This window comes from Mesorhizobium sp. AR07 (genome assembly GCF_024746815.1).
GTDB lineage: Bacteria > Pseudomonadota > Alphaproteobacteria > Rhizobiales > Rhizobiaceae > Mesorhizobium.
Genome location: NZ_CP080525.1, coordinates 5,673,636 through 5,699,161, shown reverse-complemented (window position 1 = coordinate 5,699,161; position 25,526 = coordinate 5,673,636). Strand labels below are relative to the sequence as shown.

General features: G+C 61.2%; 24 protein-coding genes and 1 pseudogene. 7 read left to right on the top strand and 18 right to left on the bottom strand.

All coding sequences use genetic code 11. The features are described 5' to 3' along the window. Positions 1 to 535: 535 nt before the first annotated feature. From BPNPMPFG_RS28340 to BPNPMPFG_RS28320, 5 genes are all read right to left on the bottom strand, one after another. Positions 536 to 1,663: an S-(hydroxymethyl)glutathione dehydrogenase/class III alcohol dehydrogenase gene (locus tag BPNPMPFG_RS28340; RefSeq protein WP_258591876.1), complete on the bottom strand. Its 1,128-nt coding sequence runs from the start codon at positions 1,661 to 1,663 to the stop codon at positions 536 to 538. Between the two features lie 61 nt (positions 1,664 to 1,724). Next, the gene (locus BPNPMPFG_RS28335; RefSeq protein WP_258591875.1) at positions 1,725 to 2,375 is read right to left on the bottom strand and encodes a glutathione S-transferase family protein; all 651 of its coding nucleotides are present in this window, start codon (positions 2,373 to 2,375) and stop codon (positions 1,725 to 1,727) included. 9 nt (positions 2,376 to 2,384) lie between these two features. After that, positions 2,385 to 4,151 (bottom strand): Rieske 2Fe-2S domain-containing protein, encoded by a 1,767-nt coding sequence (locus tag BPNPMPFG_RS28330; RefSeq protein ID WP_258591874.1) that lies wholly within the window; start codon positions 4,149 to 4,151, stop codon positions 2,385 to 2,387. Between the two features lie 21 nt (positions 4,152 to 4,172). After that, positions 4,173 to 5,078 carry an aromatic ring-hydroxylating oxygenase subunit alpha gene (locus tag BPNPMPFG_RS28325; RefSeq protein ID WP_258591873.1) on the bottom strand — a complete coding sequence of 302 codons (906 nt, stop codon included), beginning with the start codon at positions 5,076 to 5,078 and terminating at the stop codon, positions 4,173 to 4,175. A 41-nt stretch (positions 5,079 to 5,119) separates the two neighbouring features. Beyond that, a complete protein-coding gene (locus BPNPMPFG_RS28320) occupies positions 5,120 to 5,980 on the bottom strand; it encodes an aromatic ring-hydroxylating oxygenase subunit alpha (RefSeq protein ID WP_258596958.1) in 861 nt (286 codons plus the stop codon). A gap of 249 nt (positions 5,981 to 6,229) precedes the next feature. Here BPNPMPFG_RS28320 and BPNPMPFG_RS28315 point away from each other — a divergent pair, with 249 nt between their 5' ends. The 5 genes from BPNPMPFG_RS28315 to BPNPMPFG_RS28295 all read left to right on the top strand — a co-directional run bounded on the left by BPNPMPFG_RS28315 (position 6,230) and on the right by BPNPMPFG_RS28295 (position 11,788). Beyond that, positions 6,230 to 7,078 carry a GntR family transcriptional regulator gene (locus BPNPMPFG_RS28315; RefSeq protein ID WP_258591872.1) on the top strand — a complete coding sequence of 283 codons (849 nt, stop codon included), beginning with the start codon at positions 6,230 to 6,232 and terminating at the stop codon, positions 7,076 to 7,078. Then, positions 7,075 to 8,169 carry a BMP family ABC transporter substrate-binding protein gene (locus BPNPMPFG_RS28310; protein WP_258591871.1) on the top strand — a complete coding sequence of 365 codons (1,095 nt, stop codon included), beginning with the start codon at positions 7,075 to 7,077 and terminating at the stop codon, positions 8,167 to 8,169. The genes BPNPMPFG_RS28315 and BPNPMPFG_RS28310 overlap by 4 nt, the downstream gene beginning before the upstream one ends. A gap of 100 nt (positions 8,170 to 8,269) precedes the next feature. Continuing rightward, the gene (locus BPNPMPFG_RS28305; protein WP_258591870.1) at positions 8,270 to 9,817 is read left to right on the top strand and encodes an ABC transporter ATP-binding protein; all 1,548 of its coding nucleotides are present in this window, start codon (positions 8,270 to 8,272) and stop codon (positions 9,815 to 9,817) included. Continuing rightward, entirely contained in the window at positions 9,801 to 10,868 is a 1,068-nt protein-coding gene (locus tag BPNPMPFG_RS28300) for an ABC transporter permease (protein ID WP_258596956.1), read from the top strand. The genes BPNPMPFG_RS28305 and BPNPMPFG_RS28300 overlap by 17 nt, the downstream gene beginning before the upstream one ends. Further along, positions 10,868 to 11,788: an ABC transporter permease gene (locus BPNPMPFG_RS28295; RefSeq protein WP_258591869.1), complete on the top strand. Its 921-nt coding sequence runs from the start codon at positions 10,868 to 10,870 to the stop codon at positions 11,786 to 11,788. The genes BPNPMPFG_RS28300 and BPNPMPFG_RS28295 overlap by 1 nt, the downstream gene beginning before the upstream one ends. A gap of 353 nt (positions 11,789 to 12,141) precedes the next feature. On the opposite strand, the gene BPNPMPFG_RS28290 is transcribed toward BPNPMPFG_RS28295, so the two are convergent. From BPNPMPFG_RS28290 to BPNPMPFG_RS28250, 9 genes are all read right to left on the bottom strand, one after another. Beyond that, positions 12,142 to 12,885, bottom strand: a complete 744-nt coding sequence (locus tag BPNPMPFG_RS28290; RefSeq protein ID WP_319945962.1) for an amino acid ABC transporter ATP-binding protein — start codon at positions 12,883 to 12,885, stop codon at positions 12,142 to 12,144. After that, on the bottom strand, positions 12,882 to 13,856 hold the full coding sequence (locus tag BPNPMPFG_RS28285; protein WP_258591868.1) for an amino acid ABC transporter permease: 975 nt from the start codon (positions 13,854 to 13,856) through the stop codon (positions 12,882 to 12,884). Before BPNPMPFG_RS28285 ends, BPNPMPFG_RS28290 begins: the two co-directional genes overlap by 4 nt. A 59-nt stretch (positions 13,857 to 13,915) precedes the next feature. Further along, positions 13,916 to 14,749, bottom strand: a complete 834-nt coding sequence (locus BPNPMPFG_RS28280; RefSeq protein WP_258591867.1) for a transporter substrate-binding domain-containing protein — start codon at positions 14,747 to 14,749, stop codon at positions 13,916 to 13,918. A gap of 167 nt (positions 14,750 to 14,916) precedes the next feature. Next, positions 14,917 to 15,303, bottom strand: coding sequence for a carboxymuconolactone decarboxylase family protein (locus tag BPNPMPFG_RS28275; protein ID WP_258591866.1), 387 nt, complete (start codon positions 15,301 to 15,303; stop codon positions 14,917 to 14,919). Beyond that, on the bottom strand, positions 15,296 to 16,105 hold the full coding sequence (locus BPNPMPFG_RS28270; protein ID WP_258591865.1) for an alpha/beta fold hydrolase: 810 nt from the start codon (positions 16,103 to 16,105) through the stop codon (positions 15,296 to 15,298). The genes BPNPMPFG_RS28275 and BPNPMPFG_RS28270 overlap by 8 nt, the downstream gene beginning before the upstream one ends. Positions 16,106 to 16,110: 5 nt before the next feature. Then, the gene (locus BPNPMPFG_RS28265; protein WP_258591864.1) at positions 16,111 to 17,184 is read right to left on the bottom strand and encodes an LLM class flavin-dependent oxidoreductase; all 1,074 of its coding nucleotides are present in this window, start codon (positions 17,182 to 17,184) and stop codon (positions 16,111 to 16,113) included. A 43-nt stretch (positions 17,185 to 17,227) separates the two neighbouring features. Continuing rightward, on the bottom strand, positions 17,228 to 18,739 hold the full coding sequence (locus BPNPMPFG_RS28260; RefSeq protein ID WP_258591863.1) for an aldehyde dehydrogenase: 1,512 nt from the start codon (positions 18,737 to 18,739) through the stop codon (positions 17,228 to 17,230). Further along, positions 18,736 to 19,728, bottom strand: a complete 993-nt coding sequence (locus BPNPMPFG_RS28255; protein ID WP_258591862.1) for a flavin reductase — start codon at positions 19,726 to 19,728, stop codon at positions 18,736 to 18,738. Before BPNPMPFG_RS28255 ends, BPNPMPFG_RS28260 begins: the two co-directional genes overlap by 4 nt. A 191-nt stretch (positions 19,729 to 19,919) precedes the next feature. Next, positions 19,920 to 21,725, bottom strand: a complete 1,806-nt coding sequence (locus BPNPMPFG_RS28250; protein WP_258591861.1) for a helix-turn-helix domain-containing protein — start codon at positions 21,723 to 21,725, stop codon at positions 19,920 to 19,922. Between the two features lie 180 nt (positions 21,726 to 21,905). On the opposite strand from BPNPMPFG_RS28250, the gene BPNPMPFG_RS28245 reads away from it, so the two are divergent. Beyond that, positions 21,906 to 22,493 (top strand): amino acid synthesis family protein, encoded by a 588-nt coding sequence (locus BPNPMPFG_RS28245; RefSeq protein WP_258591860.1) that lies wholly within the window; start codon positions 21,906 to 21,908, stop codon positions 22,491 to 22,493. Positions 22,494 to 22,831: 338 nt separating this feature from the next. After that, complete coding sequence (locus BPNPMPFG_RS28235; RefSeq protein ID WP_258591859.1) at positions 22,832 to 23,050, top strand: hypothetical protein; 219 nt, start codon at positions 22,832 to 22,834, stop codon at positions 23,048 to 23,050. Positions 23,051 to 23,305: 255 nt separating this feature from the next. Here BPNPMPFG_RS28235 and BPNPMPFG_RS28230 read toward each other — a convergent pair. From BPNPMPFG_RS28230 to BPNPMPFG_RS28215, 4 genes and pseudogenes are all read right to left on the bottom strand, one after another. After that, positions 23,306 to 23,452: pseudogene (locus tag BPNPMPFG_RS28230) on the bottom strand (isocitrate/isopropylmalate family dehydrogenase); the annotation flags it as partial. Positions 23,453 to 23,463: 11 nt separating this feature from the next. Beyond that, positions 23,464 to 23,673: a hypothetical protein gene (locus tag BPNPMPFG_RS28225; protein WP_258591858.1), complete on the bottom strand. Its 210-nt coding sequence runs from the start codon at positions 23,671 to 23,673 to the stop codon at positions 23,464 to 23,466. Then, entirely contained in the window at positions 23,670 to 24,425 is a 756-nt protein-coding gene (locus tag BPNPMPFG_RS28220) for a COG4280 domain-containing protein (protein ID WP_258591857.1), read from the bottom strand. Before BPNPMPFG_RS28220 ends, BPNPMPFG_RS28225 begins: the two co-directional genes overlap by 4 nt. Positions 24,426 to 24,464: 39 nt before the next feature. Next, on the bottom strand, positions 24,465 to 25,526 hold the full coding sequence (locus BPNPMPFG_RS28215; RefSeq protein WP_258591856.1) for an ABC transporter ATP-binding protein: 1,062 nt from the start codon (positions 25,524 to 25,526) through the stop codon (positions 24,465 to 24,467).

Below are 25,526 nucleotides of genomic sequence, written 5' to 3'. Positions count from 1 at the left end.
TGGCCTTCGCCAGTTGCAGCCGTGTCCATTCCCAAGCCAGACGCACCAACCCGCTGATCAGCCGCATTACGCGCGTCTCCTATGTTGCATCCATGTCGCGTGGACCTGCCGATAGTCGCAGGAAACCCTTGGAAATCAACGGGAGCGGTTTGCAACATGCCGCGACATGGAAAGGTGAAATAACGCCCCTGCCCTGCCTGACAACTTGTTGATTTTCTTAGGAAAACCGATGGTACCGTTGGCTGGGATCGTTGGCGATCTTATCCTGTTGTTTCTATTATATTTTTTTGTCTTTTAAGGCCGATTTGTATCACAATAGGTGTCACAATAGGTAGCACATTTGCGGCGACTTCACGGACTCGACCAAGGTGAGCCTTCGAAGCCGCCGCTGCTGTGACCGCCGCAAGCGTTGTGGATCGACCGGCGGCACGGGCATTCCGGAATGCCTTGTCGTGCCGCCGGTCTTACGCCAATGCTGGGGAGGCAGAGTATTTTGGGAACACAGGCCTTCAGCGCGGCGTATGGCTCAAACCGATCAGTAGACCACGACGCTGCGAATGCTTTCGCCGGCATGCATCAGGTCAAAACCCTTGTTGATGTCCTCGAGCTTCAGCGTGTGGGTGATCATCGGGTCGATCTCGATCTTGCCGTCCATATACCAGTCGACGATCTTGGGCACGTCGGTGCGGCCGCGCGCCCCGCCAAAGGCGGTGCCCATCCAGGTGCGCCCGGTGACCAGCTGGAACGGCCGCGTCGAGATCTCCTGGCCGGCGCCGGCAACGCCGATGACGACGGACTTGCCCCAGCCGCGGTGCGAGGCTTCCAGCGCCTGCCGCATCACCTTGGTGTTGCCGGTGCAGTCGAAGGTGTAGTCGGCGCCGCCGATCTGGTCGGCGCCGCGCTTGGTCATGTTGACCAGATGCGGCACGACATCGCCGTCGATCTCCTTCGGGTTGACGAAATGCGTCATGCCGAACTTTTCGCCCCAGGCCTTCTTGTCGTTGTTGAGGTCGACGCCGATGATCATGTCGGCGCCGGCAAGCCGCAGGCCCTGGATGACATTGAGGCCGATGCCGCCGAGGCCGAAGACCACGGCGGTGGCGCCGATCTCGACCTTGGCGGTGTTGATCACCGCACCGATGCCGGTGGTGACGCCACAGCCGATGTAGCAGATCTTGTCGAAGGGGGCATCGGGATTGACCTTGGCCAGCGCGATCTCGGGCAGCACGGTGAAGTTGGAGAAGGTCGAGCAGCCCATATAGTGAAAGATCTTGTCCTTGCCGATGGAGAAGCGCGACGAGCCGTCGGGCATCAGGCCCTGGCCCTGCGTGGCGCGGATCGCCGTGCACAGATTGGTCTTCCTCGACAGGCAGGACGGGCACTGGCGGCATTCGGGCGTATAGAGCGGGATGACGTGGTCGCCCTTCTTGACCGAGGTGACGCCCTTGCCGACATCGACGACGACACCGGCGCCCTCATGGCCGAGGATGGCCGGAAACAGGCCTTCGGGATCAGCACCCGACAAAGTGAATTCATCGGTGTGGCAGATGCCGGTCGCCTTGATCTCGACCAGCACCTCGCCATCGCGTGGACCGTCGAGGTCGACCTCCATGATCTCCAGCGGCTTTCCGGCGGCGACAGCGACTGCGGCGCGGGTTTTCATTCTTTCTTCTCTCCCAAAACTCGTTTTGCCGAAGCCATGGCTCCGGCTTTTTCTGATCAGACTACGCGGCGACCTTGGCAGGGCCGGCTGGGAACACGCCCGACATGACGGTAAATCCCTTGATGCGCTTGACCCGATCGCACCAGCGCCGGATTGCCGGATAATCCTGACGCGGAATACCCCCCTCCTCCGACAGAATTATGTAAGGAAAGCAGGCGATGTCGGCGATGGTGGGGTGACCGGCCGAACAGATCCAGTTGCGGCCTTGCTGTTCCCCGAACCACAAATGTTCGTCGAGAATACGAAACAGCCGGTGGGCGCCGGCGCGGGCGGCATCGATGTCGAAATCGTAGAACAGGCCGTCATGAAGGCGCGCGGCAGACGCGGTTCCGGTGATGCCGTCGGCGAAGGCCAGCCACTGGCTAATCTCGCCAAGCAGCGCCGGATTGTTCAAAGGATACCAGCTCTTCGACGGATCGTATCTGGCTGCGAGATAGACAAGGATCGCCTGCGCGTCGCGCAGCACCAGCCCGTCGTCGTCGAGCACCGGCAATTGCCCGAGCGGATTGAGCTTCAGGAACCATTCGGATTTGTGTTCGCGGCCCGGGTAGAAGTCGACAGGCACGGTCTTGTAGTCGATGCCGAGAAAGCTCATCAGCAGACGCAATTTGTAGCAATTGCCCGACAGTTCGTAGTCGTAAAGCGTGATCATCGGCTGCTCCTAGATGTCCAGCACAAGGCGTGCCGATTTGGCCCGCGAGACGCAGGTCATGATCTTGGTCCCGGCCTGTTTCTCGGCATCGTTCAGATAGACGTCCTGGTGGTCCGGCTCGCCTTCGATCACGGTCGCCACACAGGTGCCGCAAGCGCCTTGCTCGCAAGACGATGGCACATTGATGCCATTCTCGCGCATCACCTGCATGATCGTCTTGCCGGCGGGCACCCTGAGCGTGACGCAGGAGCGCGCCAGGGCCACTTCGAAGCTGGAACTGTCGTCGATCTTGTTGGTGTTCTTGAAATATTCGAAATGCACGGCAGCGTCCGGCCAGCCCTGCTCCGCCGCGGTCCTGCGGGCGGCTTCCAGCATCGGGCCGGGGCCACAAATGTAGACATGCATGCCGTTCCGGTATGGGGAAAGCAGTTCGCGCAATTTCGCACCCGTCTGTTCGGGCGTGAGGCCAAGATGCGGCACCAGAGAACCGCCGAGATGCCGCAGCCGATCGGGGAAGGCGAGATGTTCTTCTCCTTGCGCGAAATAGTGCAGTTCGTGCGTCAGATCCTGGTTCTTCAGCGCCTGTGCCATGGCCAGCAGCGGCGTGATGCCGATGCCGCCGGCGACGAACAGGGTCTTGATCGCATCGCGGCGCAGGGGGAAGTTATTGCGCGGCTCGGAAATCGCCAGCACGTCGCCCTCACGCACGGTCTCGTGCATGCATTTCGAGCCGCCCTTCGAATCCCTTTCCAGCTTGACGCCAATGGTAAAACTGTCGGTTTCGCCAGGGCCGTTCGTGATCGAATATTGCCGGACCTCGCCATTGGGCATGTGGACATCGATATGGGCGCCCGGCTGGAAGGTGGGCAGAAGGCCCTTGATCGGGCGAAGCTCGAACCCGGCTATGCCGTCGGCGGCCTGCCACTTCCTCGCCACCGTGACGCGCAGCGCCGCCTTGCGGCCATGCGTCGTCAGTTCCGGCATTTCGGCGAGTTCGGCGGACACCTTTTCGTAGACAGGCTCGATCGGCGCGAGGGCGGCCGAGTTTGCCGCCTCACGCTCCACCGCATCGCGCAGCTTGCCAAGCCGTTCATTGTGATGGCGCAGGACGGCGATACGCGCGGCTCCCTCGAAATCCCGATCGAGCACGCCGCGAATGACTGATCGGTTGGAATCGACAGGCTGGACGAAGAAGACGCTATGCGTCTCCTCGCCGCCGGCACGCGAGCGGAGCGCCACGGCAAAATCCTGCACGGCTTCGACGAGGGTCTCGGCACCGTCGCCCCCGACGGCCCCGCTGGGCTGGAAACGATAGGCCTTCAGCTTCTCCACGACCTTGTCGGCAGGCGCATTGACCGGGATCCCGCGCAAGGTGAGCAATCTGCCTTCCGGCAGCCCGGCGACATCGGGAACTTCACCCTGCGGCTCTTCGGACGACCAGACGAGGCCGTAGCGCTCCACTGCCGGAAAAGTGCGGTTGGTGATGGTGCGGGCCGGCGCGTCAGCCGGATGCGCGGGGATATAGGTGCAGCCGGCGGTGCGGTTCGAATAGCGCCAGCCATGGTATTGGCACTTCAACTCGCGGCCGTCATTGATGCCGATCGACAGCCTGACGCCGCGATGCAGGCAGCGGTTCTCCCAGATGTTGACGTAACCGTCATCAGCCCGCCAGACTGCAAATTCCCGGCCAAGCAACTGGCCATGGAAAACGTGGCGGTACGGCAAATCATAGGCAGCGGCGATCGGATGCCACCGGTTTCTGGCTTCTTCCAACATTCGTCGTCTCCAAAAATCTCGTCAGGCCGCAACCGGAATGACGCCGTAGGTCACGCCCTTCTGGCTAAGCCAGCGCCGGTAGGCGATGGCCGACTTGTCGGCCCGGATTGGTGTTTCGGCGCGCGGATCCAGCGGCAGGCGCTTTGGCACCTGGTTCTCCAGGATCGGCTTGTCCTGACCGAAGATCGTCTGCTGAAAGCGCTTGATCACCTTGTCTTCATTGTCTTCGTCGAGCACGCAAAGTAGCATGTGGGCGCGCACGTGCTCCTGGTCGATCGGCTGCAGGAAGATGGCGATGACATCGCGCCTGGCCTCGTCGACCGGGCTCGATTTGTAGAGCACCGAGCAATAGGGATGCGGCACGCGGTACACATAGTCCACGTCCGCGCCGCCATCCGAAGTGGTCGAAGCCATCGGCTGGAAGAAGCGGCAACGCGTGGCCAGGATCTCGTCGCGGTCGACGGATATCTCGACGTCGTACTCCTTGACTTCGGTATGCGGTTCGACGCCGAGGATGTCGGTGTGCACGTAGGGAAAGTGGCCCATATCGAGAAAATTCTCGATGGCGCGCGGCGCCGAGACGTTGACGCCAAACGTTGCCGCATTGAGCTTGCGGCGGTCCGGCTCTTCATATTCCGGGATCGGAAACAGCTCGGCTGGCGGCGAGCCGAGCGAGGTCCAGACATAGCCATAGGCGCTCTTGGCGGGCAGCGTTTCACGGATTGACGCAGGATCGATCTGTTCCCCCGGCCGCAGGTCGGGCCGAGATTTCCAGGCACTAACAGCGCCGGTTGCGCCGACCGCGAAACTGATCTGCTCACCGAGCAGGGTCGTCTCCACAATCCTGTTAGGCGCCGTCTCGGCAATGGCGCCGATCGGATGCCAGAGATTGAGAATGACCGGGTCTGAACATCTCGTCTGTATCATTTTCATGTCCTTCGAAGGAGCCAAAGCCAGCGTCGATCCTGTCAGGCCTGGGCCGGGATGGCACCGTATGTTATTGCCCGCTCACGCAACCAGCGCCGGTAGGAGACAGAGACGGCGTCGGCCCGGATCGGCGTTTCGGCGCGCGGGTCGAGTGGCAGTCTTCGCGGCACCTGGTTTTCCAGGATCGGCTTGTCCTGGGCGAAGATCAGCTGCATGAAGCTGCGAATCGTTGCCGCGTCGATGCCGTCCCTGAGATAGCAAAGAAAGGGATGGGCGACGCAGTTCTCCTCGTCAACCGGCTGCACGAACAACGTGATGACGTCGAGCCGGTCCTTTTGGACCGGATTACTTTTGTACAGAGCCACAGTGTAGGGCCTGATCACCTTGAAGATGTAATCAACGACAAATCCTTCCTTGGCGATCGGCGAGGCAAGCGGCTGATAGAATTTGCATTCGGTCGCCAGTACCTCGTCCTTGTCCGTGATCTCCACCTTGTAAGGCACCACTTCGGTGTGTGGCTCATCTCCCAGCAGGCCGGTATGCACGAAGGGAAAATGCCCCATGTCGAGAAAATTCTCGACGGCACGCAGGCCCGACACCTTGACCGCGACCGAACCGCCGGTGACCAGATGCCGGTCCGCCTCGTTCGACTCCGGAATATAGATGATGTCCTGCCAGGGCTTGCCGAGGCAGGCCCAGACAAAGCCGTAACGCTCGGCCGAATTGACCTGCTCGCCGGTGTCCGAGCGGACGATCTCTTTGTTGTAGCGCCCCATGCAGGTGATCGAGAGATCGACGCCCAGAAGCCGTGTCGCGAACGGAGCGCCGGCGGAAAGCATCGAGCAATCCGCAACAATATGCCAGTCATTCAGGAGAACCCTGTCACTGCAAGGGCTTGTCATCGCAATTGTCCTCCCTGGCCGGCTCTTCACTGCGAACCCGGCTTGGTCAGCATCACCATTGCAAACACAAGATTGGATATCAATCAATGTATTTTTTGTAGACAATGAATGTTTTTTGATTGACAGATTGAAAAGATTGCATCCCATATATGCCACACCGCAACCTGGGATATGGGGCGCTGGAATGATGTCGATGATCGGCAGTGACATTGCGAAAAGCGCGTGGAAACCCAAGCGGAGCGCCGTCTCATGAGCGGCCGTTCCCAGGCAATTGCGGACACGCTGACGCGCGCCATCATTGACCATCGGCTCGTCCCCGGCTGCAAGCTCGGCGAACGCGAACTCGCCGAGATATTCGACGTCAGCCGCATCGTGGTCCGCCAGGCACTGATACGGCTCGCCGATGATGGGCTGGCCCAGATCGAGCGCAATCGTGGCGCCTTCGTCGCCAAGCCGAGCATGCAGGAGGCGATGGAAATCTATGACGCGCTGACGCTTGTCGAGCAGGGCGTGGCAGCCCAGCTCAGCGATCGGCTGGGTCCGGCCGGCTGGGCCGAACTGCGTCAGCATGTCGAGCGGCAACGCCAGGCCGTAGCCTCAGGCAACGATGCCTTGGCCGACGTGCTTGGCCAGGAATTCCACACCGTGTTCGTGCGCCTCAGTCGCAACAAGGTGATGCAGGAAATCCATGGACAGCTCGTGCGCCGCACGACGCTGCTGCGGTCGCTCATTACAGCCGATTTCGACTATTGCAACCTGCTTGACGACCACTCGCGGGTTGTCGACCTTCTGGAGAAGGGTCGTCTGAAACAGGCGATGGATATGATCGACACCCATCACCGCTCCGTGGTGCGCGGCTACATCATGGATCGCGAGGTGTTTCCGGAACTGACGCCCGCCGAAGCTCTCGCGCCCTATCTCGACGGCAAGGCCGATGGATCAGCAGCGGTGCAACCAAGGGTGCAACCAAGAAAGTCATCGAACACGCCCGGGAATGGTGGCACGACAACGCATCTACACGTCCATCTTCCAAAAACAGATCCGGCACCCACAAGCCAGGCATCAACCAAAAAAACCAACAGAGGGTTACCATCATGAACGACGTAACAAGACGGGATTTCCTGAAGTACAGCGGTGCGCTCGGGGCCGCGCTTGGCGCCGGAGGTTTGAGCACGATCGCGCAAGCACAAGAGGTGCTGAAGATCGGCGCCGTCTATGTCTCGCCGGTGGCTGAAATCGGCTGGACCAAGCAGCACAGCCTCGGCGTCGAGGCCATCAAGGCCGAATTCGGCGACAAGGTCGAGCTTACCGTCATCGACAACATCTTCATGCCGCAGGACGCTGAGCGCATTTTTCGTGAACTGGCCAGCGCCGGTAACAAGCTGATCTTCGGCACCAGTTTTTCTCACGGAACGCCGATGCAGAAAGTGGCGCCGCGGTTTCCCAAGGTGGCCTTTGAACATTGTTCCGGCATTGTCCATCTCGCCAATCTGGGAACTTTCGAAGCCAAATATTACGAGGGTACTTTCGTCGCCGGCGCGGCCGGCGGCTATATGTCGAAATCGGGCAAGATCGGCTTCATCGGCGGCTTCCCGATCCCCGACATCGTCGGCCCGGCCAATGCGCTGCTGCTCGGCGCGCAAAGCGTCAACCCGAACGCCACTTGCAACACCATCTTCCTCAACTCCTGGTTCGATCCGGGCAAGGAAAAGGAAGCCGCCAAGACGTTGCTTTCACAGGGCTGCGACGTCATCTGCTCGATGACGGACACGGCAACCGGTGTCCAGGTCGCCGGCGAAGGTGGCGCCTGGTCGATCGGCTATGCCAGCGACATGGCGAAATTCGGTTCGGGTAAGCAGTTGACGGCATTCGTCCTCGACTGGACCAGCGACTATGTTGGTGCCGCCAAGGCCGTTGCCGCACGCACCTGGAAGCCGGAAGTGCGCTGGGACGGACTGGCAGCAGGCGTCGTGAAAATGGCGCCCTACAATGACGGCATTCCGACCGACACCAAGGCCAAGCTCAAACAGCTCGAGGCCGATATCGGCAGCGGCAAGGTGCACCCCTACGGCGGAGAGTTGAAGGACCAGGACGGCAACGTCAAGGTCGCCGCCGGTTCGGTTCTCGCCGACGACGACATTCGCGGCATGAACTGGTTCGTGAAGGGGATGATCGGCAAGCTGAGCTGATCGTCGCTCAAAGAGCCAGCCGGCGCCGAAGCTGGAATGCTTCGGCGCCTGCCAGCTTGCGCTCAGTCCAACCTCGCTTCACGCCACGGCAGGACCCGCCATGCACCCGCGTCTAGAACTGCGCAATATCTGCAAGCGCTACCCCGGCGTCGTCGCCAATGACGACGTTTCGTTGTCGATCCAACCCGGCGAAATCCACGCTGTCCTCGGTGAGAACGGCGCCGGCAAATCCACCCTGATGAAGATCATCTACGGCGCGGCGCAAGCCGACTCCGGGGAAATCTATAGCGATGGCAATGCGATCGTCGCGCACAACCCGGCGGTATCCCGCGCGCTCGGCATCGAGATGGTCTACCAACACTTCGCGCTGTTTGAATCCGTGTCGGTGGTCGAGAACATTGCCTTGTCAACAAGCAGCGCGTTTCACCTTCCCACACTTGCCGAAAAGATCCGCAACCTCTCCGTGCGCTACGGCATGCCGATCGATCCGCATCGCCAGGTGCACGACCTGTCGGTTGGCGAGCGCCAGCGCGTGGAGATCGTGCGCTGCCTGCTACAAGCACCGAAACTCTTGATCCTCGACGAACCGACATCCGTGTTGACGCCACAGGCAGTGGTCAAGCTGTTCGAGACGCTCCGGCAACTCGCTGCCGAAGGCTGCAGCATCGTCTATATCAGCCACAAGCTCGACGAGGTGCAGGAACTCTGCGACACCGCCACCGTGCTGCGCAACGGCAAGGTTACCGGCACCGCCCGCCCGAAAGAGACAACATCGCTGGAGCTTGCCCGCATGATGGTCGGTTCCAAGCTGCCTGAAATACATGTCAGCCCGCCGGCCCCGAGCGACAAGCCGGTGCTTGAGGTCACCAATCTTTCGGTCAAGGCCCGGGACCATTTCGGCGTCGATCTCAAGGATGTGTCGTTCAATGTGCATGGCGGGGAAATCGTCGGGCTGGCGGGCGTCTCCGGAAACGGCCAGGCCGAACTGATCGCCTTGCTCAGCGGCGAGCGGACGCATGAGCGCGGCGATGCGATCAGGATTTGCGGAACCGCCGCGGCCCGCCTCCGTCCCCATGAACGACGCAAGCTCGGCGTCGCCTTTGTTCCCGAAGAACGGCTCGGGCGCGGAGCCGTGCCATCGCATACGCTGTGGGAGAATGCCGTGCTGACCGCGCATCGCTTCGGCACGGTACGCAACGGGCTGGTCGATCGCGGCAAGGCCAGGGCTTTCGCCAAGGGCATCATCGACAAATTCAAGGTCAAGGCCAACGGAGCGCAATCGATCGCGCAAAGCCTGTCGGGCGGCAATCTGCAGAAATTCATCGTCGGGCGCGAGATCGCGCTCAAACCAAAGCTTTTCCTGGTGTCACAGCCGACCTGGGGTGTCGATGTCGGCGCCAGTGCCTTCATTCGCCAGACCATCATCGATCTCAGCCGCGCCGGGGCGGCCGTGTTCGTCGTCTCCGAGGAACTCGACGAGTTGTTCGAGATTTGTGATCGGCTTCTGGTCATCTGCCAGGGAAAGGTGTCTCCGCCGCTCATCCGCATGACGACTGACCGCGAGGAAATCGGACTTCTGATGACCGGCCGGAGCATGAGCGAGGGCGCATTGGCGAACGGGGGTGGCGAAGTTGCACTTCAGGATTGAACAGAGACCGGAGCCTTCCGCACCGATGCGTGTCGCCGCACCGGTTCTGGCGACAATTTTGACGGTCGCCGTCGGCTCGATTTTTTTCGCCTCCCTCGGACATGATCCGCTGGCCACGCTCTATGCGTTCTTTGTCGAGCCGCTCAGCTCGATGAACGGACTGTCGGAATGGCTGCTCAAGGCCTCGCCGCTGATCCTCATCGCTTGCGGGCTGGCGGTCGGTTTCCGCGCCAATGTCTGGAACATCGGCGCCGAAGGCCAGTTCACGATGGGTGCGATCGCCGCCAGCGGCGTCGGGCTGTTCTGGCCAAACCCGGAGAGCCTGCTGCTGTTGCCCTTGATGTTCGTGGCCGGCATGGGCGCCGGCATGGCATGGGCCGCAATACCCGCATTCCTGCGCGCCCGCATGAACACCAACGAAATCCTCGTTACGCTGATGATGACCTACATCGCCACGCTGTTCCTGTCCTATCTCGTGCATGGACCGTGGCGCGATCCGGCCGGATTCAACTATCCGCAGACCGCCCTCCTGCCGGCCGCCGCGATGCTCCAATCCTTTGATCCGGCGTACCGGCTCAATTCCTCGATCTTGATCACCGTCGCTGCCGTCATCCTGATGTGGCTGTTCACCGACCGCAGCTTCCTCGGCTACAAGATGTCGGTGAGCGGTGCGGCCCCCCTCGCCGCGCGTTATGCGGGGTTTCGCGAGTCGGCGGCGGTCTGGATCGGCCTGCTGGCCGGCGGCGCCGCAGCCGGCATTGCCGGCATGGCCGAAGCGGCTGGACCGCTCGGCCAGCTCTCGCCGCAAATATCGCCGGGCTATGGTTTCGCGGCCATCATCGTCGCCTTCATCGGGCGACTGAACGCCTTTGGCATCGTGCTCGGCGGGTTGTTGATGTCGCTGCTCTTTCTCGGCGGAGAAGGCGTGCAGATGACGCTGGGCCTGCCCTCGGCGCTGACGCGGATTTTCCAGGGCATCCTGCTGTTCTTCCTGCTCGCTGCCGACTTCTTCATTTTCTATCGCGTGCGCCTAGTCCGGGAGAAAGCCTGATGGACCTGTTCATTGCCATCTTCACCGGCACCATCATTGCCGCGACGCCATTGATCTTCGCCGCGCTTGGCGAACTCGTGGTCGAGAAATCCGGGGTTCTCAATCTCGGCATCGAAGGCATGATGCTGATGGGGGCCGCACTGGCGTTCTGGGCTGTCACGGCAGGCTTTTCCATGCCTGTCGCGATCATGGCCGGCGCACTGGCAGGCGCCGCTGCGTCGCTGCTGTTCGGGGTTCTGGCGCTGACCTTCCTGACCAATCAGTATGCCGCCGGTTTGGCGCTGGCGATCTTCGGCTCAGGTGTTTCAGCCTTCCTTGGGCGCGGCTTCGGCAGCGCCCCGATCGAGGCCTTGCGTCGCGTCGACATCCCCTATTTGTCCGATATGCCGGTCATCGGCCCGATGCTGTTCCGCTTCGACCCGATGGTTTACCTGGCCTTGCTGATGTTCGCCGCCATCAGCTGGTTTCTCTACCGGACCAAGGCTGGGCTGGTTCTGCGCACGATTGGCGAGTCGCCGCAGACGTCACACGCGATCGGCTATCCGGTGATCAAAATCCGCTACATGGCCGTGCTGTTCGGCGGGCTGATGGCCGGACTGGCGGGCGCCTACCTGTCGGTCGCCTACACGCCGCTGTGGGTCGAGAACATGACCGCCGGCAAGGGCTGGATTGCGCTGGCGCTGGTGGTTTTCGCCACCTGGCGGCCGCTGCGCATCCTGCTTGGCGCGTGGCTGTTCGGCGGCATGACGATCCTGCAGCTGCAAGGGCAGGCGCTCGGACTGGAAGTGCCGTCCGAGCTGCTGTCGGCCCTGCCCTATCTGGCCACCATCATCGTGTTGGTGCTCATCTCACGGAACCGCCAGATGCTGGCGCTACATTTCCCGGCTTCGCTTGCAAAGCCCTTCCGCTCGGCGACCTAACTAACAGACGTTTGGAGTTTGTCTCTCCGGCTATTCCCTGTTGTAAGGTACGCCGAGCGCGACCGGCTGATGCGTCCGCGAGCGCAGACCGGCAAGCAGCACCAGCGACGCCACATAGGCAGTACGAGGAATATCTGGTGGGGGACCGGTATCCCCACCACTTGTGCATGGATGCCCAACGCCTCCAGAAACGCGAAGATGAAGATCGCACCGACAACCCTGAACGGCATCCAGTTGCCGGCGGTGATGGCGGCGACGACCAGCCAGCCTCGACCGGCAATAAGATCCGGAACGAACTTGTCCGAATAACCTGGCATCAGAAAAGAAACCTGGATCAGCTCAGCAGGGCTGGGTCAGTGTTTCAAAATCTGGCTGAGAAACAGCTTGGTACGGGCATGTTGAGGATTGCCGAAGAAGCTGTCCGGCTTGCCTTCCTCGACGATCTGGCCTGCATCCATGAAGATCACACGATCGGCCACTGCGCGCGCAAAGCCCATTTCATGGGTGACGCAAACCATCGTCATGCCGTCACGCGCAAGTCCTGTCATTGTGTCGAGCACTTCCGACACCATTTCGGGATCGAGTGCCGACGTCGGCTCGTCGAAGAGCATCACCGCCGGCTTCATGCACAGGCTTCGCGCAATCGCGACGCGCTGCTGCTGGCCGCCAGATAGTTGGACCGGGAATTTGTTCGCCTGTTCGGGGATACGCACTCGTTCCAGGAACTGAAGGGCGGTCTTGCGTGCTTCAACTGCCGAAACGCCTTTGACCCACATCGGGCCCGCCATGCAGTTCATCAGCACGGTCATATGGGGAAACAGGTTGAAGTGCTGGAAGACCATGCCAACATTGCTGCGCACGTCCGCGACGTTCTTCATCCTTGGGTGGAGGTGCACACCGTTCACGGTGATATCGCCGGCCTGATGCGCTTCGAGACGATTGAAACAGCGGATCAACGTTGACTTCCCGGAACCGGACGGCCCGCAGATGACGATGCGCTCGCCCTTGTGGACAGTCAGGTTGATGTCTTTCAACGCATGAAATTTACCATACCATTTGGATACGGCTTGGGCTTGAATGATTGGCTCCGAGCTCATCGCACCTTGCTCCTGGCGTAGTGCCGTTCGATGCGGGACTGGATCAGCTCGAGGCAGATCGACAGGATCCAGTAGATGACTGAAGCCGAAATGAGCATTTCCATGTGCTGGAAGGTTTTCTGCCCGAGCGTGCGGGCAAGGAACATCAATTCCCAGACGCCGATGACCGAGACCAGCGAACTGTCTTTGAGCATCGAGATGAACTGGTTTCCCGTCGGCGGAATGATCACCGGAAGCGCCTGCGGCAGGATGATCCTGCGCATGGTCAGCGAGAAGCCAAAGCCCATGGAGCGAGAAGCCTCCCATTGACCACGGTCGATGCTCTGGATTCCCGATCTGAAAATCTCGGTCATATAGGCGCCGTAACACAGCGACAGCGCCAGGATGCCGGCTGGGACGGCGCCGACCACGAAGCCCAGCTGCGGCAGGCCGAGATAGATCAGATAGACCTGCATCAGAAGCGGCAACCCGCGAAAGAACGAGGTGTAGAAGCTGGCGATGGCATAGGCAAAGCCGTTGGTGGACAACTTGGCGACGGCCCCCAGGATGGCGATCAAGGAGGCGATGATGATGGAAATCGCCGAGACGTAGAGCGTCGTAACGACGCCTTGGGAAATCAGGAACGGCAACTTCTCCCAGATGAAGGGCAAGCTGAGGTGGAAGGTCTCGAAGAAGGCCAGGAAGAGCAGCAGAAGTTCCAGCCAGACGATGGCGATCTGGAGCCGCAGCGAGGCGAAACCGATCAATACGACATTGAAGACGAAGAGAATTGCTATGACGAAGGCAATGGCAAATCTGCCGTAGAGACCGCTCTCGGAAGGCTCGCCGATGACGGGGCGCATCAATTCGCCGAAGCCCGTGGACGTCAGATTGAAGGCGAGGAAGATCGCGAAGACGATGCCGAACATCGTCGTGACAAACCACGGCTTGTGCACGAGAATTTCGGATTCGACGGTATCCGGATAGAGCATCGTCTGTCCCCTCGGGTGGATGGAGGCCTGCTCCAGCAGGCCGCCATCGAAAGTCGAGACTATTTTACGACTGAATAGTCCACCCCGTACCACTTCTTGGAGAGCGTGCTGAGCGTGCCGTCTCCTTTCATGGTCTTCACTGCATCGGCGATCTTGGCGGAGAATTCAGGATCGCCGTGTTCGATGGCGACGGCCAGTGGTTCGTAAAACACCGGATCGCCGACCTGCTTGATCGGATAGCCGGCTTTTACCGCATCGAGGATGCTGGGCAAGGACGAAACAACGGCGTCGAGCCGAGCGCCATCACCGATCCGCAGATCGTCGAAGGCGGTGGTGGAGTTCTCGTAGGAGTGCACCGTTTTCGGATTAAGCTTGTACTCAAATGGCGGCGCGCCTGCCGCGTCGAGCGTCAGATCCTTTTTGGCATAGGCTTCGAAGGTCGATGTCGTCGTCGCGCCGACAACCTTGCCATCCAGATCGCTCAAGGATGCGGCCTTGCTATCCTTGTGAACGGCAACGGCGGCCGGGGTGAAGTAGTAAACAGCGGGAAAATCGAAAATCTCGGCCCGCTTCTTGGTCGGCGTCATCGAGCCGACATGCATGTCCCAGCGGCCTACCCAGTTGCCAGCCGTGATGATATCCCAGCCCGGCGTGACGAATTCCACCTTGACCCCGATGCGCTTGCCGATCTCCTTGGCCACGTCGACATCGAATCCGTCCAGTTCGTTGCTCGAATTGAGGAAAGACTGCGGCGCCCAATTGGCGTCGGTCGCGACCTTTAGTGTGCCGGCCGCCACGACGCGGTCCAGCACGGCTCCGGCGTAGGCAGGAAGCGTCGCCAAGGCAAAAGCCAGCGAAGCCGCCAGCGTGGTCAGTTTGACAGATGTTTTCATATGTTCCGTTCCCTTTGTTGTTGTTTGCTAATTTAGAGACAAGCAGCCTGCCGCCGTCTTCCGGCGAGGCAGAGGAGGTTTTTCGCGCCGGTTGCTCGGAAGGATGGTAAGCCAGCCCGAACCGTCGAAGAGGTCATTCCGGCATAGATACAGGCCCCTCGTTGCAATCATCGGGCATCCGCCTTCATTGCGTCGCGCACCGCGCGGGCAACGCGAAAGCTCTCGACGCCGGCCGGAATGCCGCAATAAACGGCGATCTGGATTAACGCGGCCCGGAGTTCGTCGTCACTCAGACCGTTGCGGATCGCTCCACGGAAATGCACGCCGAACTCGTGCATCCGCCCCAACGCCGCAAGCATGCCGAGATTGAGCAGGCTGCGCTGCTTGAGATCCAGCGCCACATCGGCCCAGCACGTGCCCCAGCAATATTCGTTGAGGACGTCCTGGAAGGGCCGCGAGAAATCGTCGGCATTGCCGATGGCCTGATCGACATAATCATCGCCGAGAACCGTACGCCGGACTGTTTCGCCGGCTTTCCGCAGCTCCTTATCCATGGCTACCTCCCTGTTCGGTCAAGAAATCCGCCATCAGGCCGGCAACCTGCGCCGGCGCCTCGACCAGGATCGAATGTCGCAATCCGGGCAGGATCTTGAGTTGCGAGCCACGGATCTGATCGTGCATGTGGCGCGCCATGCGTGGGTTGGACCCCTGATCGTCCTCACCGGTCACGATCAGTGTTGGGGATCTGATCTGGTCGAGAATGCCGCCGAAGTCGGTCTCCGCGAGAACGCGGTAGGCGGCGGCGTAGCATCCCGGATCGTTTTCAGCGTCGCGCCGGCGCAGCTCAGCGATCACATCCGGATTGCGCTGTTGATAATCTTCGGTCAGCCAGCGCGACAGCGACGCGGCATGATGCGCGCCCGCCTGGTTGGCAGTCAGGGCGGCAAGGCGACCCAGAACCGCCTGGCGTTCCTCCGGGAGACGCCCGGCGACGGTTGCGAGGAGCACGAGCCGGCGAAGCCGGTCGGGATGGGTCAGCGCCAGGCGCTGGGCGACCAGGCCGCCCAACGAGAACCCGGCTAGGTGGAAACTTCGGAACCCGATATGATCCGCCAACGCCAGCGTGTCATCGACGAAGTCGTCGATCTCGTAGCGGCCTTTGATGCGGGCCGACCGGCCATGACCACGAAGATCGAATGTCAACACCGTGAACTGCCCCGGCAAACGAGCCACGACCCCGTCCCATGCTTCCAGATAGGAGCCGACACCATGAATGCAGACCAGCGGCTGCGGGCCGTTCCCGTCGACGCGGTAGTTGAGCGTGACGTCACCAGCCGCGAAGGAATTGGCCGCCATTGCCGTCAACGCCCCGCCGCGACAGCCAGGGTGCGGTCGCGCGCCGCGAAATGCGGCATGACCTCGTCGACGAACAGTCTGATCGTTTTCTTCTGCAGCTCGAACGGCAGATTGAAAGTGAGCCCAAGGCAATATTGATCGACGCCCGCGGTCTCGTAGTCCTGAAGCTTCTCGATGATCTCGTCCGGCGTGCCGAACATCAGGTTCTTCCGGATGCTTTCGGGATTGTAGTTGTCCTTGCCCTTGACGCTTTCGTAAGGGACCACTTCGGGGAAACCGTTCTTCACCGTGCCGATGTTCTGGAACAGGTTCTCGAAGGAACGTCCGTAGTCGATGGCGTGCCGGACCGCGACTTCCCACTCTTCAGGCCTCTCGTAGACGCAGGTGCGGCGCTGCATCATCAGGCGCGGACGGGGCACTTCCGGGTGATCGGCAACCGCCTTGCGGAACTTTTCCCCAAGCACGGCGATTTCGGCGGCCGGTGCGGAAAGCGGCGTCGACAGAATGTTCGCGCCGATGCCGACGGCCCAGTCGAACGTCCCCGGATCACGCGCCGCGACCCAGATCGGCGGATGCGGCTTCTGCAGCGGCTTGGGCACTCCGGCAGCGAGTGGAAAATTCCAGTAGTGGCCATCATGCGCGTAGTCGTCGGCCCACAACTTCTTCACGGCCGGTACAAGTTCCTTCAGATAGGCGACGCCCTCCTGCTGCGGCATGCCTTCGGCCATGCGGTCGAACTCATACTGGTAGGAGCCGCGAGCGATGCCGAACTCCAGCCGGCCGCCGGTCAGGTGATCACAAAGTGCTGCTTCGCCAGCCAGCCGGATCGGGCTCCAGTACGGCGCCACGAGGGTCGAGGTGCCAAGCCTGATCTGCTGGGTGTGCTGCGCCAGCCATGTCAGCGTCATCAGCGGATTGGGCGAGATGGTGCATTCGATCGTATGGTGCTCCGCCGTCCACAATGTCTCGAACCCGCCCTCGTCGGCCATGACAGCCAATTCGAGCAGATTGTTCTTGACCGTCGCCATCGGTACTTCGGGCGAGAAACGCTCCATGGTCAGCGAAACTGCAAATTTCATTTTCTTATCCCGTTTGACGTTTCTGATCGGGCTTGGATGAAGCTCAGCGCAGCCGGATGACGAACGGGTCCTGCATGGCCCCGGAGTAATCGATCACCACGTTCTTCAGCCGCGAGAATTCCTGCATCACATCAAAGCCGCCGCGGCGGCCGTAGCCGCTTTCCTTGAAGCCGCCATTCGCCGACATGAAGGAGGAAGCACGATAGGTGTTGATCCAGACGGTTCCGGCATCGACGTTGCGAGCGAAACGCAGTGCGCGGTCGATGTCCTTGGTCCAGATGCCGGAAGCCAGTCCATAGCGCGTATCATTGGCAAGCGCGGTCATCTCCTCTTCCGAAGAAAACGGGATGACGCCGACGACAGGCCCAAAAATCTCGTCCTGCATGAACTCCATATCGTTGCGAGCGTCGACCATGACGGTCGGTTCGAAATACCAGCCGCCGCCGAGGTCCGGCGATTGCGGCCGGCGGCCGCCGGCGGCGATCCTGGCTCCCTGCCGCACACCCGACGCGACATAGGCTTCAACCTTGGTGAGTTGGGCCGAGAGCGCCAGCGGCCCGATGTCGGTATCATCGTTCATGGGATGGCCGACCTTGACCCGCCTGGTGCGCTCGACCAGCGCGTCCACGAACCGGTCATAGGCACTGGCTTCGACAAAGCATCGCGATCCCGCGACGCAGCTTTGGCCCGCCGCCGCGAATATGCCCGACACGACGCCGTTGACGGCATGTTCGATGTCGACGTCGGCGAAGACCACATGCGGTGATTTCCCGCCAAGCTCCATCTGACAGGGAACCAGGTTGGCCGCCGCATTTGTCGCAATGCGCCGGCCGGTGGCCGTGCTGCCGGTGAAGACGATCTTGGCGATGCCGGGATGGCGTGTCAGTGCTTCGCCCGCACTGGCGCCGGTGCCGGTCACCACATTGACGACGCCAGCCGGAAAACCGGCTTCGATGATCAACTCGGCCAGCGCCAGCGTCGAGGCCGTGGCGTGCTCGGAAGGCTTGATGACGGCGGTATTGCCGAGCGCAAGGCAAGGCGCCAACGTCCCTGTGAGGAGCATCAGTGGCGAATTCCAGGGCGTGATCATGCCGACGACGCCAAGCGGCTCGCGCAGATTGAAGTTGAGCATGTCGAGCTTGTTGACGGGAATGGTGTCGCCCAGCAGCTTGTCGGCCATACCGGCGAAATAGCTGTAGGAATCCGGCATGGCGCGCATCTGCGCCCGCATTTCCTTGAGCAGCTTGCCGTTGTCGCGCGTCTCGATCAGCGCCAACTCGTCGGCATGGGCCAGCACGAGTTGCGCGAGGCGATGCAGAAGCTTGCCGCGATCGGTCTGCGTCATCCGCCGCCATGCCGGATCGGCGAAGGCCGCCCGCGCGGCGGCCACGGCGGCGTCGACATCGGATGCGTCAGCCTCGGCCAGTTCATACCAGGGCTCGCCGGCCGTCGGATCATAGCTCGGGAGATATTGACCGCTCTTGGGGGCGACGAAGCTGCCGCCGATGAAAAGCGTCTGGCGGGAGTTCTCGAGCGATGCGACGGTCGTTTTCATGGCTTTTCCTGTTCCGCGTCCTGGGGGCCTTGTGTCCATGGCTGCGAGCCACCGTCGATCCGGGCAAGACGGCCGCCATCGCCCGAATCCATGTAGATGCTGAAGGAGTCGTCGCGCCGCTCGCGGCTGTAGCGACGCAGCAGCGCGCGAATTTCGCGGGCTGGAATGTCCTCGTATGGAAGATCCGCGAGCGGAAAGAACCGGAACCCCGCAGGCATGGTGAAGGCGCCCGAGGTGCCAGAGAGACGAGCCCGATAGATGAGGTAGCCAGGATCGCTGTCGGCGACATCGAAGACCGAATAGAGGAACGTTTCGTCCGGCAGCAACGTGAGCGCATCGCCACCTTCGAGCTTGAGTTCGTTTTCCGCCTTCCGGCTCTTGGCGCTGGGAAGCACCCAGCCCCCCTTGCCGTCGGAGCGCAGCAGGATGTTTCCATCCGCTTCGATCAGGTAGCCGACGATCATGCTGTGCGAAGCAAGCCAGCCCGGCGGCAGCGGATCCTTCACGGACGCATAGCGCCCCCGGCAGAAGCCGAGCGGCGCCGAGGGGCTGGTGCCGAACGCCTGCACCGCGCCGATCAGCACGACATGATCGCCGGCATCGACCCGGTTGTGCACGGTGCAGTCGAACCAGGTCAGGCACTCGTTGAGGATCGGCGCGCCGGTATGGACACGGTCATGGCTGACGGACCCGAACTTGTCGTGAGCCTTGGAGGCGAAGACTGCCGAGACGTCGGTCTGCCCCTCATGCAGCAGGTTGACGGCGAAGGAATCGGAAGCGTTGAACGCCGAGTAGCTCGCCGCCGCCTTGCCAACGCACACCAACAGAAGCGGCGGATCGAGCGAGACCGAGGTGAAGGAGTTGGCGGTCATGCCGCGCGGCGTGCCGTCGCTGTCGCGGGTGGTGATGACCGTAACGCCGGTCACGAAAGTTCCGAATGCCCTTCTGAGGGCAATCGGATCGATCGTTGGTTGCGGGGTCGTCAGCATCTGGCCTCGTGTTCCCTCTCGGATTGCACGAAACGTTAGCCGCTCATTCGGGCCCATTCTTCCTCCTGTTGAGAGGAACAGGCACCGGAGGCACTGCTGTGTTTGCGAGCAAGAGGCCAAGGCGCGGTCCGACCAGCAAGGGTCGTGTTCCCGAGCCGGAAACTGTCCGTTCGGCGGAGACTGGACTGATGTTATTTTTCTGTGGAGCCGCGGCTGTCGATGACTTCGCGCAAGCGGATGGCGAGTTCAAAAGCAAAACGCCGCTCGGGCGTTTCGAGATTGACGCCGAACAGTTCCTGGATGCGTGCCAGCCGATATCGCAAGGTGGTCACGTGCAAGCCCATCGCGTCGGCACAGGCCTGGCTGCGGCAACCCTCGCGCAGATAGGAGAACAGCGTTTCCATATACGGTGTGCCGTGCTGGCGATCATGATCGGCGATCGCGCCGACGCTGTCCTGCACAAAGCCGCGCACATCCTCGACATCGGCGGCCGCGACCAGCATCGGCAGCGGACCGAAATCCTGGCTGGCAAACACCCCGGTGCGGCCGAATGAGCGGCCGATGCGGATCATCCGCCGGCAGCGGTCCCACGCCGCCGGATAGTCCGAGAGCTTTGTGCAGAGCCCGGAAAGAACGACAAACGGCTTCTGGCCGAAATAGCGCCCCAGTTCCTCGGCGATCTTGCGCAGCAATTTGCTGACACGCTCCTTGTCATCGCCCAGTTCGGGCGGGATCAGACAGACGAGGCCGTTGTCGACGACGATGATGCCCGCGGCGACCGAACTCTGCTGCAGCAGCCGGATCACGGCATGATGCGGATCGACCGAACGGCCGGCGCTGCTTTGCGCGGCCTCAGGCAGATCGATGACGATCATCTGCTGCGGTGACGCCAGCCCGATGCCAAGTCGCTGTGCCCGCTGCAGCACATCGGCGGCATCGTGCCAACGATGCTCGACGACCTCCATGAACAGGTCCGTCAGCGTGCGCGTTTCGAAACGGAAGCGGATGAAGCTGCGCATCATCTGGACGCTGAGCGCGAATTTGGCGCTGTCGAGCAAGAGCAGGTCCAGCTGGCTGAACGGCTGTTGCATGGTGAAGATGACCAGCGCGCCGACGGCTTCCGCGTCGACGCTCAGCGGTTCAATTTTCGCGGTGACGCGCAGACGGCGCGTGCCGTCGTCGAGAAAGAAAGTATGGGCCTCGCTCTGCGGCAGATCCACCGCCGACCGAGCGACCTTCATGATCTGCCGGTGCAAGGTCGTGTTCGCGGCAAGCTGCCAGGCCGCATCGTCGAAATGTTTCTCGCTCGGCGAGCGACTGGCAACGATCAGGTTCGCCGAGAAATCGACCACGATCACCGGATTGGGGACAAGCGCGCTGATCTTGCTGGCAAGCGAAGAAACCGAGCTTTCCGCCAACGCCTGCTGCAGCAGTGATGTATGTGCCTGCAAGGCCTTCTGGAGCCGTTCCGCCGCGCGCTTTTCCTCGCGCAGCTTGTGCTGTTTCTCGACCGCGATCTCACCGAGATGGACGATCATGCCAATGAAGGCGAGATCGTCGGCACTGACATCCATGATTTCGCGAGAAACGACGCTGAGCACCATCGGCCGGCCGGCTTCGTCGACGCAGTTCATCGGCATCACGAGAACGCTGCGGTAGTCCCGCTCGAAGGCTTCGCGGCGATAGCCGGAAAACTCCTCCGAGACACGCGCATCACGGATGTAGACCGGCTCGTTGCGTTGCAGCGCGATAACTGACGGACTGGTTGCGAGTTCCCAGCGGTCGGGGAGCGAGCGCTGGATCAACGTTGGATCGTGACGAACGATAACGTAAGCGTGGCCGTGCGGCGCGTCGATGCTCATGATCGAGCCCATCGTCCACTTCGCGTGCCGGCACGCGGCGAGCACCAAATCGCGCAGCACTGTGCCGAGGTCGCCGCCCGAGTTGATCAGGCTGGCTGCATCCCGCAAGGAGAGGATCTGCGACGGGTGATTCACGTTCCGGTTTGTTCCTGCCAGCATGTTGAGAGCCGAATATAAGCAATTCGGGACCTTCCGAAGCTACACGTCTTCCGATAGCGAGACATCCGGATTTTCCTCCGAAGCGGAGGAAGACGCACGACCAGCCGTTTCCTAGCCTGACATCCAAATTCTGCACAGGAAGGGCCGGCGGAGCAAATGGAAATCAGGAAGATCTGCACCTTCATCGAGGAGGTTCTTGTCGAAGGCGGAAAGGCCGCCGGCAAGCCGGTCACCGCAATCGTCGTCGCCGCGGTGTTGAAAAACCCATGGGCAGGTCGAGGCTTCGTCGAGAATCTTCGTCCCGATATCCTGGCCATCGCCCCGAAGGTCGGCGCCGAACTCACCCAGCGCCTGATCGCCTTGATGCCGCCAGCGGAGATCGAATCCTACGGCAAGGCCGCGGCGGTCGGCATCAACGGCGAGATCGAGCATGCCTCGGCGCTGATCCACACGCTGCGGTTCGGCAATCTGTTCCGTGATGCAGTTGGCGGCACGACCTATCTCGAGTTCTGCAATACGCGCAACGCGCCCGGGGCATTGCTGTCGCTGCCGATGATGCACAAGAGCGAGAACGGCAGGCGATCGCACTTCCTGACCGCAAATTTCCAGATCGCCGACGCGCCAGGTGCCGACGAAGTGCTTGTTGCCATTGGAGCAGCCAATGGCGGACGGGTGCACGCACGGATCGCTGACAGATTTCAAGACATCGCAGAGATGGAAGCGGAGAACGGTTCCTTGCGATGAGCCGAAGCCCGGCTGCCACGTTTTCAAAATTGGACGGCTAAGGGCATCAATCGGTACATCTTAAAGCTCTGCAGATGTGCAACAAGCTGTTGCACAACCCTGTTACCTACGCCTGACCCAAACTACCTCACTCCTGAAGAAGTCATCGCTCCCTGCCGCGGACAGCTGAGCGAAGGGACGCTTCGCAACTGGCGTTGCATGCGGATCGGGCCTCCCTCCTCAAAATCGGCAAGGCAATCCTCTATCCAAGCGGCGAGCTGGATCGCTGGGACAAGTCGATCCTCGTTGTCTGCGGATCCGCACGCGCACTGCCGCGCACCCAGTAATGACGACTCCAGTTGAGGTTCCGCACATCCAATCTCGGCAAGGCGGTGCAGACGTCGCTATTAGTTCAAACGACGCCGAAGCTCAGCCTGGAAAATTCCGCGCGCATGGGCAAGATTGCGAAACCCAATATGCGTGATGAAGCGGATCACGGTGGATCGGCGCAGATAGTCCCCGCGATCAAATTGGCAGAACCTGGAAAAGCAACGACAGAAGCCAACAATGAGGCTTGAGGACGCTGCATGCATCTCTTCGAACCCTCGCCAGCGATCGATGGGGTCGCCCCGACTTGGGACAACCTGACGTATTTCGAATGCTCGCGTTAGCAGTCGCGACTTCGTTGCTCTGCTGCAGAGTGGCGAGTCAGAACCAATCGGAAGTAACGACTGTGATCAACAATCGTCTGCGGCCTGAGATTGCGGCAGCAAGCTAGCCGGGTCTTGTTCGTTCTGACGTTTGAATATCTCTCAAGCCCTTTTTTCGACGACAGAACGGGCAAAGCCCAGCCCGCCCTGAATGGCTGCGCCCAGATCGGTCAGGATGTCACCAAAGAGATTTGAGGCGACGACCACGTCAAGGGTCTCGGGGTTCATGACGAAACGAGCTGCGATGGCATCGACATGGTAGCGGGTAATGCTCCCGCACTCTATCGCTTTTTAGCGGCTCGATAGAGGCTTTCGGACAAGACCACTATACAGCCCAGAAGCAAAGCCCCTCCGCCAATAAGAGGCGAGATGATCTCCATTTTCACTGCGGCTGTCACAAGCATGATCAGTATGATGACAAACAGCGCCAGGCTGCCGTCGTCGACAAACAGGCCCAAGAATTCAGAGACCGCGGTACGGATGACGTTCATGGCGATTTGGGCTCAAGTTTTGCGGTGGAAAAGTCGCGAAGAATACGGACAGCTGCGAGGGCGACCAAAGCAAGGATGCCCATGATAGCCAGAATCGCCAGATCGGCTCCTGGCCATGCGGCACCGAGTCCCTCGCCGGTCCAAAAGATCCCGAAAGACGTCAGCATCAGTCCGACGACGAACTTGAGTGTGTTCTCTGGCACCACGGACAGTGGGCGGTGTATGAGAAGCCCGATCAGGATGACAAGCACGCAAGCCGCAGCTGCGCCCAGGCTGGCATAGCCAAGCAGGCCGTTTCCAGCCCCGACTGCGATCACGATGAAAACAACTTCGACGCCCTCCAGAAGCACCGCCTTGAAAGCAGCGAACGCGGCGAGGAAATCTGCGCGCCGGTCATCAGCCTCCCGCTGCAACGCATCGGTCTCTGCCGCAAAAGCTTTCGCCTCGTCGTGGAGCGCAATGTAGCCGGAGGCGCGCAGGATCGCCTTGCGCAGCCAGCGGATGCCGAACAGGATCAACAGAACACCGACGACATATTGCAGAATCTCGATCGGTATCCGGCCGAGCAGCGGCCCAAGTACGATGATCAGCGCCGCCAGAACCGCAAGCGCCAGCGCTGTTCCGATGAAAGCGGATCGCCAATTCCGCGACAACCCGACGGCGAGGATTATGGTGAAGGCTTCAACGACCTCGACGAAGGAGCCAAGGAATGACGCGGTGATTGCCGATGAGATGGTGGTTATGTTTGTCATCAAGTTTTCCCACAAAAAGTAAGAGCGGCTACCGGGTGCTTAGTTCGAAAGCACGGTACAACGGTCTGGCGGCAGCGAGAATTCGATCACGGTGCCCGGGTTCTCGCGCGTGGGCCAGTCCAGGCGGATGATGTCGGCGGCGACCTTGATCATCAGCCGCCAGCAGCGGCCCTGATAGGCACTGTCGATCACTTCGCCGCAAATCCTGTTTTCGGGATGGCTGGCCGCGGGCCGGCAATCCTCCGGCCGGACGACAAGCACGCCATCGCCGCTCGCGCAAGGCGAGCGATGGCGTAGCCTGATCGTGCCACCTTCGGCATGGAAGGCGTCGTTCTCGGTCCGTCCCTTGAGCAGTGAGAAACCGCCGAGGAACTGTGCCACAAACGCATTAGCCGGAGCCTCGTAGATCTCCTGCGGCGTTGCAAATTGGGCAATCGTGCCGCGATCCATGACCGCGAGGCGATCCGAGACCGCCATGGCTTCCGCCTGGTCATGCGTGACATAGATGGCGTTGATGCCCTCGGCACGGATCAACCGCACCATCTCGGAGCGAAGATCGTCGCGCAGTGCAGCGTCGAGGTTGCTGAGAGGCTCGTCAAGAAGCAGAATTTGCGGCCGCGCGGCCAGACACCGCGCGATCGCGACGCGCTGCTGCTGTCCACCCGAGAGTTGGCTTGGCCTTCGCCCCCGCAAGGCGCCGAGACGCGTTACGTCGAGCGCATGGTCGACGCGCCGCTTGATCTCGTCGCTCTTCATATGCTGGGCCTCAAGGCCGAAGCTTAGGTTCTGCGCCACCGTCATGTGTGGCCAAAGAGCGTAATCCTGGAAGATCAAGCCGATCTGCCTGCGCTCAGCCGGCACGCGGTGCCGCTTCGACCAGACCGGATCACCCATCAGGTAGATCTCACCGCTATCGGGCGTCACCAGGCCCGCGATGGCCCGCAGCAGTGTGGTCTTGCCCGAACCGCTCGCACCGACGAGCGAGACGACTTCGCCCCGGGCGACCACGAGGTCCAGTGCCGCAAGCACGGTCTTGTCGCCGAGCATCTTGACCAGGTTGCAGCATTGGAGAGCGGAAGGCAGCGAAATGGAGGACGTCAT

Coding starts and splice junctions, on each gene's coding strand:
- BPNPMPFG_RS28220 (WP_258591857.1), bottom strand. CDS start 24,425: ATGACAAACATAACCACCATCTCATCGGCAATCACCGCGTCATTCCTT.
- BPNPMPFG_RS28340 (WP_258591876.1), bottom strand. CDS start 1,663: ATGAAAACCCGCGCCGCAGTCGCTGTCGCCGCCGGAAAGCCGCTGGAG.
- BPNPMPFG_RS28295 (WP_258591869.1), top strand. CDS start 10,868: ATGGACCTGTTCATTGCCATCTTCACCGGCACCATCATTGCCGCGACG.
- BPNPMPFG_RS28265 (WP_258591864.1), bottom strand. CDS start 17,184: ATGAAATTTGCAGTTTCGCTGACCATGGAGCGTTTCTCGCCCGAAGTA.
- BPNPMPFG_RS28280 (WP_258591867.1), bottom strand. CDS start 14,749: ATGAAAACATCTGTCAAACTGACCACGCTGGCGGCTTCGCTGGCTTTT.
- BPNPMPFG_RS28260 (WP_258591863.1), bottom strand. CDS start 18,739: ATGAAAACGACCGTCGCATCGCTCGAGAACTCCCGCCAGACGCTTTTC.
- BPNPMPFG_RS28255 (WP_258591862.1), bottom strand. CDS start 19,728: ATGCTGACGACCCCGCAACCAACGATCGATCCGATTGCCCTCAGAAGG.
- BPNPMPFG_RS28245 (WP_258591860.1), top strand. CDS start 21,906: ATGGAAATCAGGAAGATCTGCACCTTCATCGAGGAGGTTCTTGTCGAA.
- BPNPMPFG_RS28320 (WP_258596958.1), bottom strand. CDS start 5,980: ATGACAAGCCCTTGCAGTGACAGGGTTCTCCTGAATGACTGGCATATT.
- BPNPMPFG_RS28335 (WP_258591875.1), bottom strand. CDS start 2,375: ATGATCACGCTTTACGACTACGAACTGTCGGGCAATTGCTACAAATTG.
- BPNPMPFG_RS28275 (WP_258591866.1), bottom strand. CDS start 15,303: ATGGATAAGGAGCTGCGGAAAGCCGGCGAAACAGTCCGGCGTACGGTT.
- BPNPMPFG_RS28285 (WP_258591868.1), bottom strand. CDS start 13,856: ATGCTCTATCCGGATACCGTCGAATCCGAAATTCTCGTGCACAAGCCG.
- BPNPMPFG_RS28325 (WP_258591873.1), bottom strand. CDS start 5,078: ATGATACAGACGAGATGTTCAGACCCGGTCATTCTCAATCTCTGGCAT.
- BPNPMPFG_RS28270 (WP_258591865.1), bottom strand. CDS start 16,105: ATGGCGGCCAATTCCTTCGCGGCTGGTGACGTCACGCTCAACTACCGC.
- BPNPMPFG_RS28215 (WP_258591856.1), bottom strand. CDS start 25,526: ATGACGTCCTCCATTTCGCTGCCTTCCGCTCTCCAATGCTGCAACCTG.
- BPNPMPFG_RS28310 (WP_258591871.1), top strand. CDS start 7,075: ATGAACGACGTAACAAGACGGGATTTCCTGAAGTACAGCGGTGCGCTC.
- BPNPMPFG_RS28290 (WP_319945962.1), bottom strand. CDS start 12,885: ATGAGCTCGGAGCCAATCATTCAAGCCCAAGCCGTATCCAAATGGTAT.
- BPNPMPFG_RS28315 (WP_258591872.1), top strand. CDS start 6,230: ATGAGCGGCCGTTCCCAGGCAATTGCGGACACGCTGACGCGCGCCATC.
- BPNPMPFG_RS28305 (WP_258591870.1), top strand. CDS start 8,270: ATGCACCCGCGTCTAGAACTGCGCAATATCTGCAAGCGCTACCCCGGC.
- BPNPMPFG_RS28330 (WP_258591874.1), bottom strand. CDS start 4,151: ATGTTGGAAGAAGCCAGAAACCGGTGGCATCCGATCGCCGCTGCCTAT.
- BPNPMPFG_RS28225 (WP_258591858.1), bottom strand. CDS start 23,673: ATGAACGTCATCCGTACCGCGGTCTCTGAATTCTTGGGCCTGTTTGTC.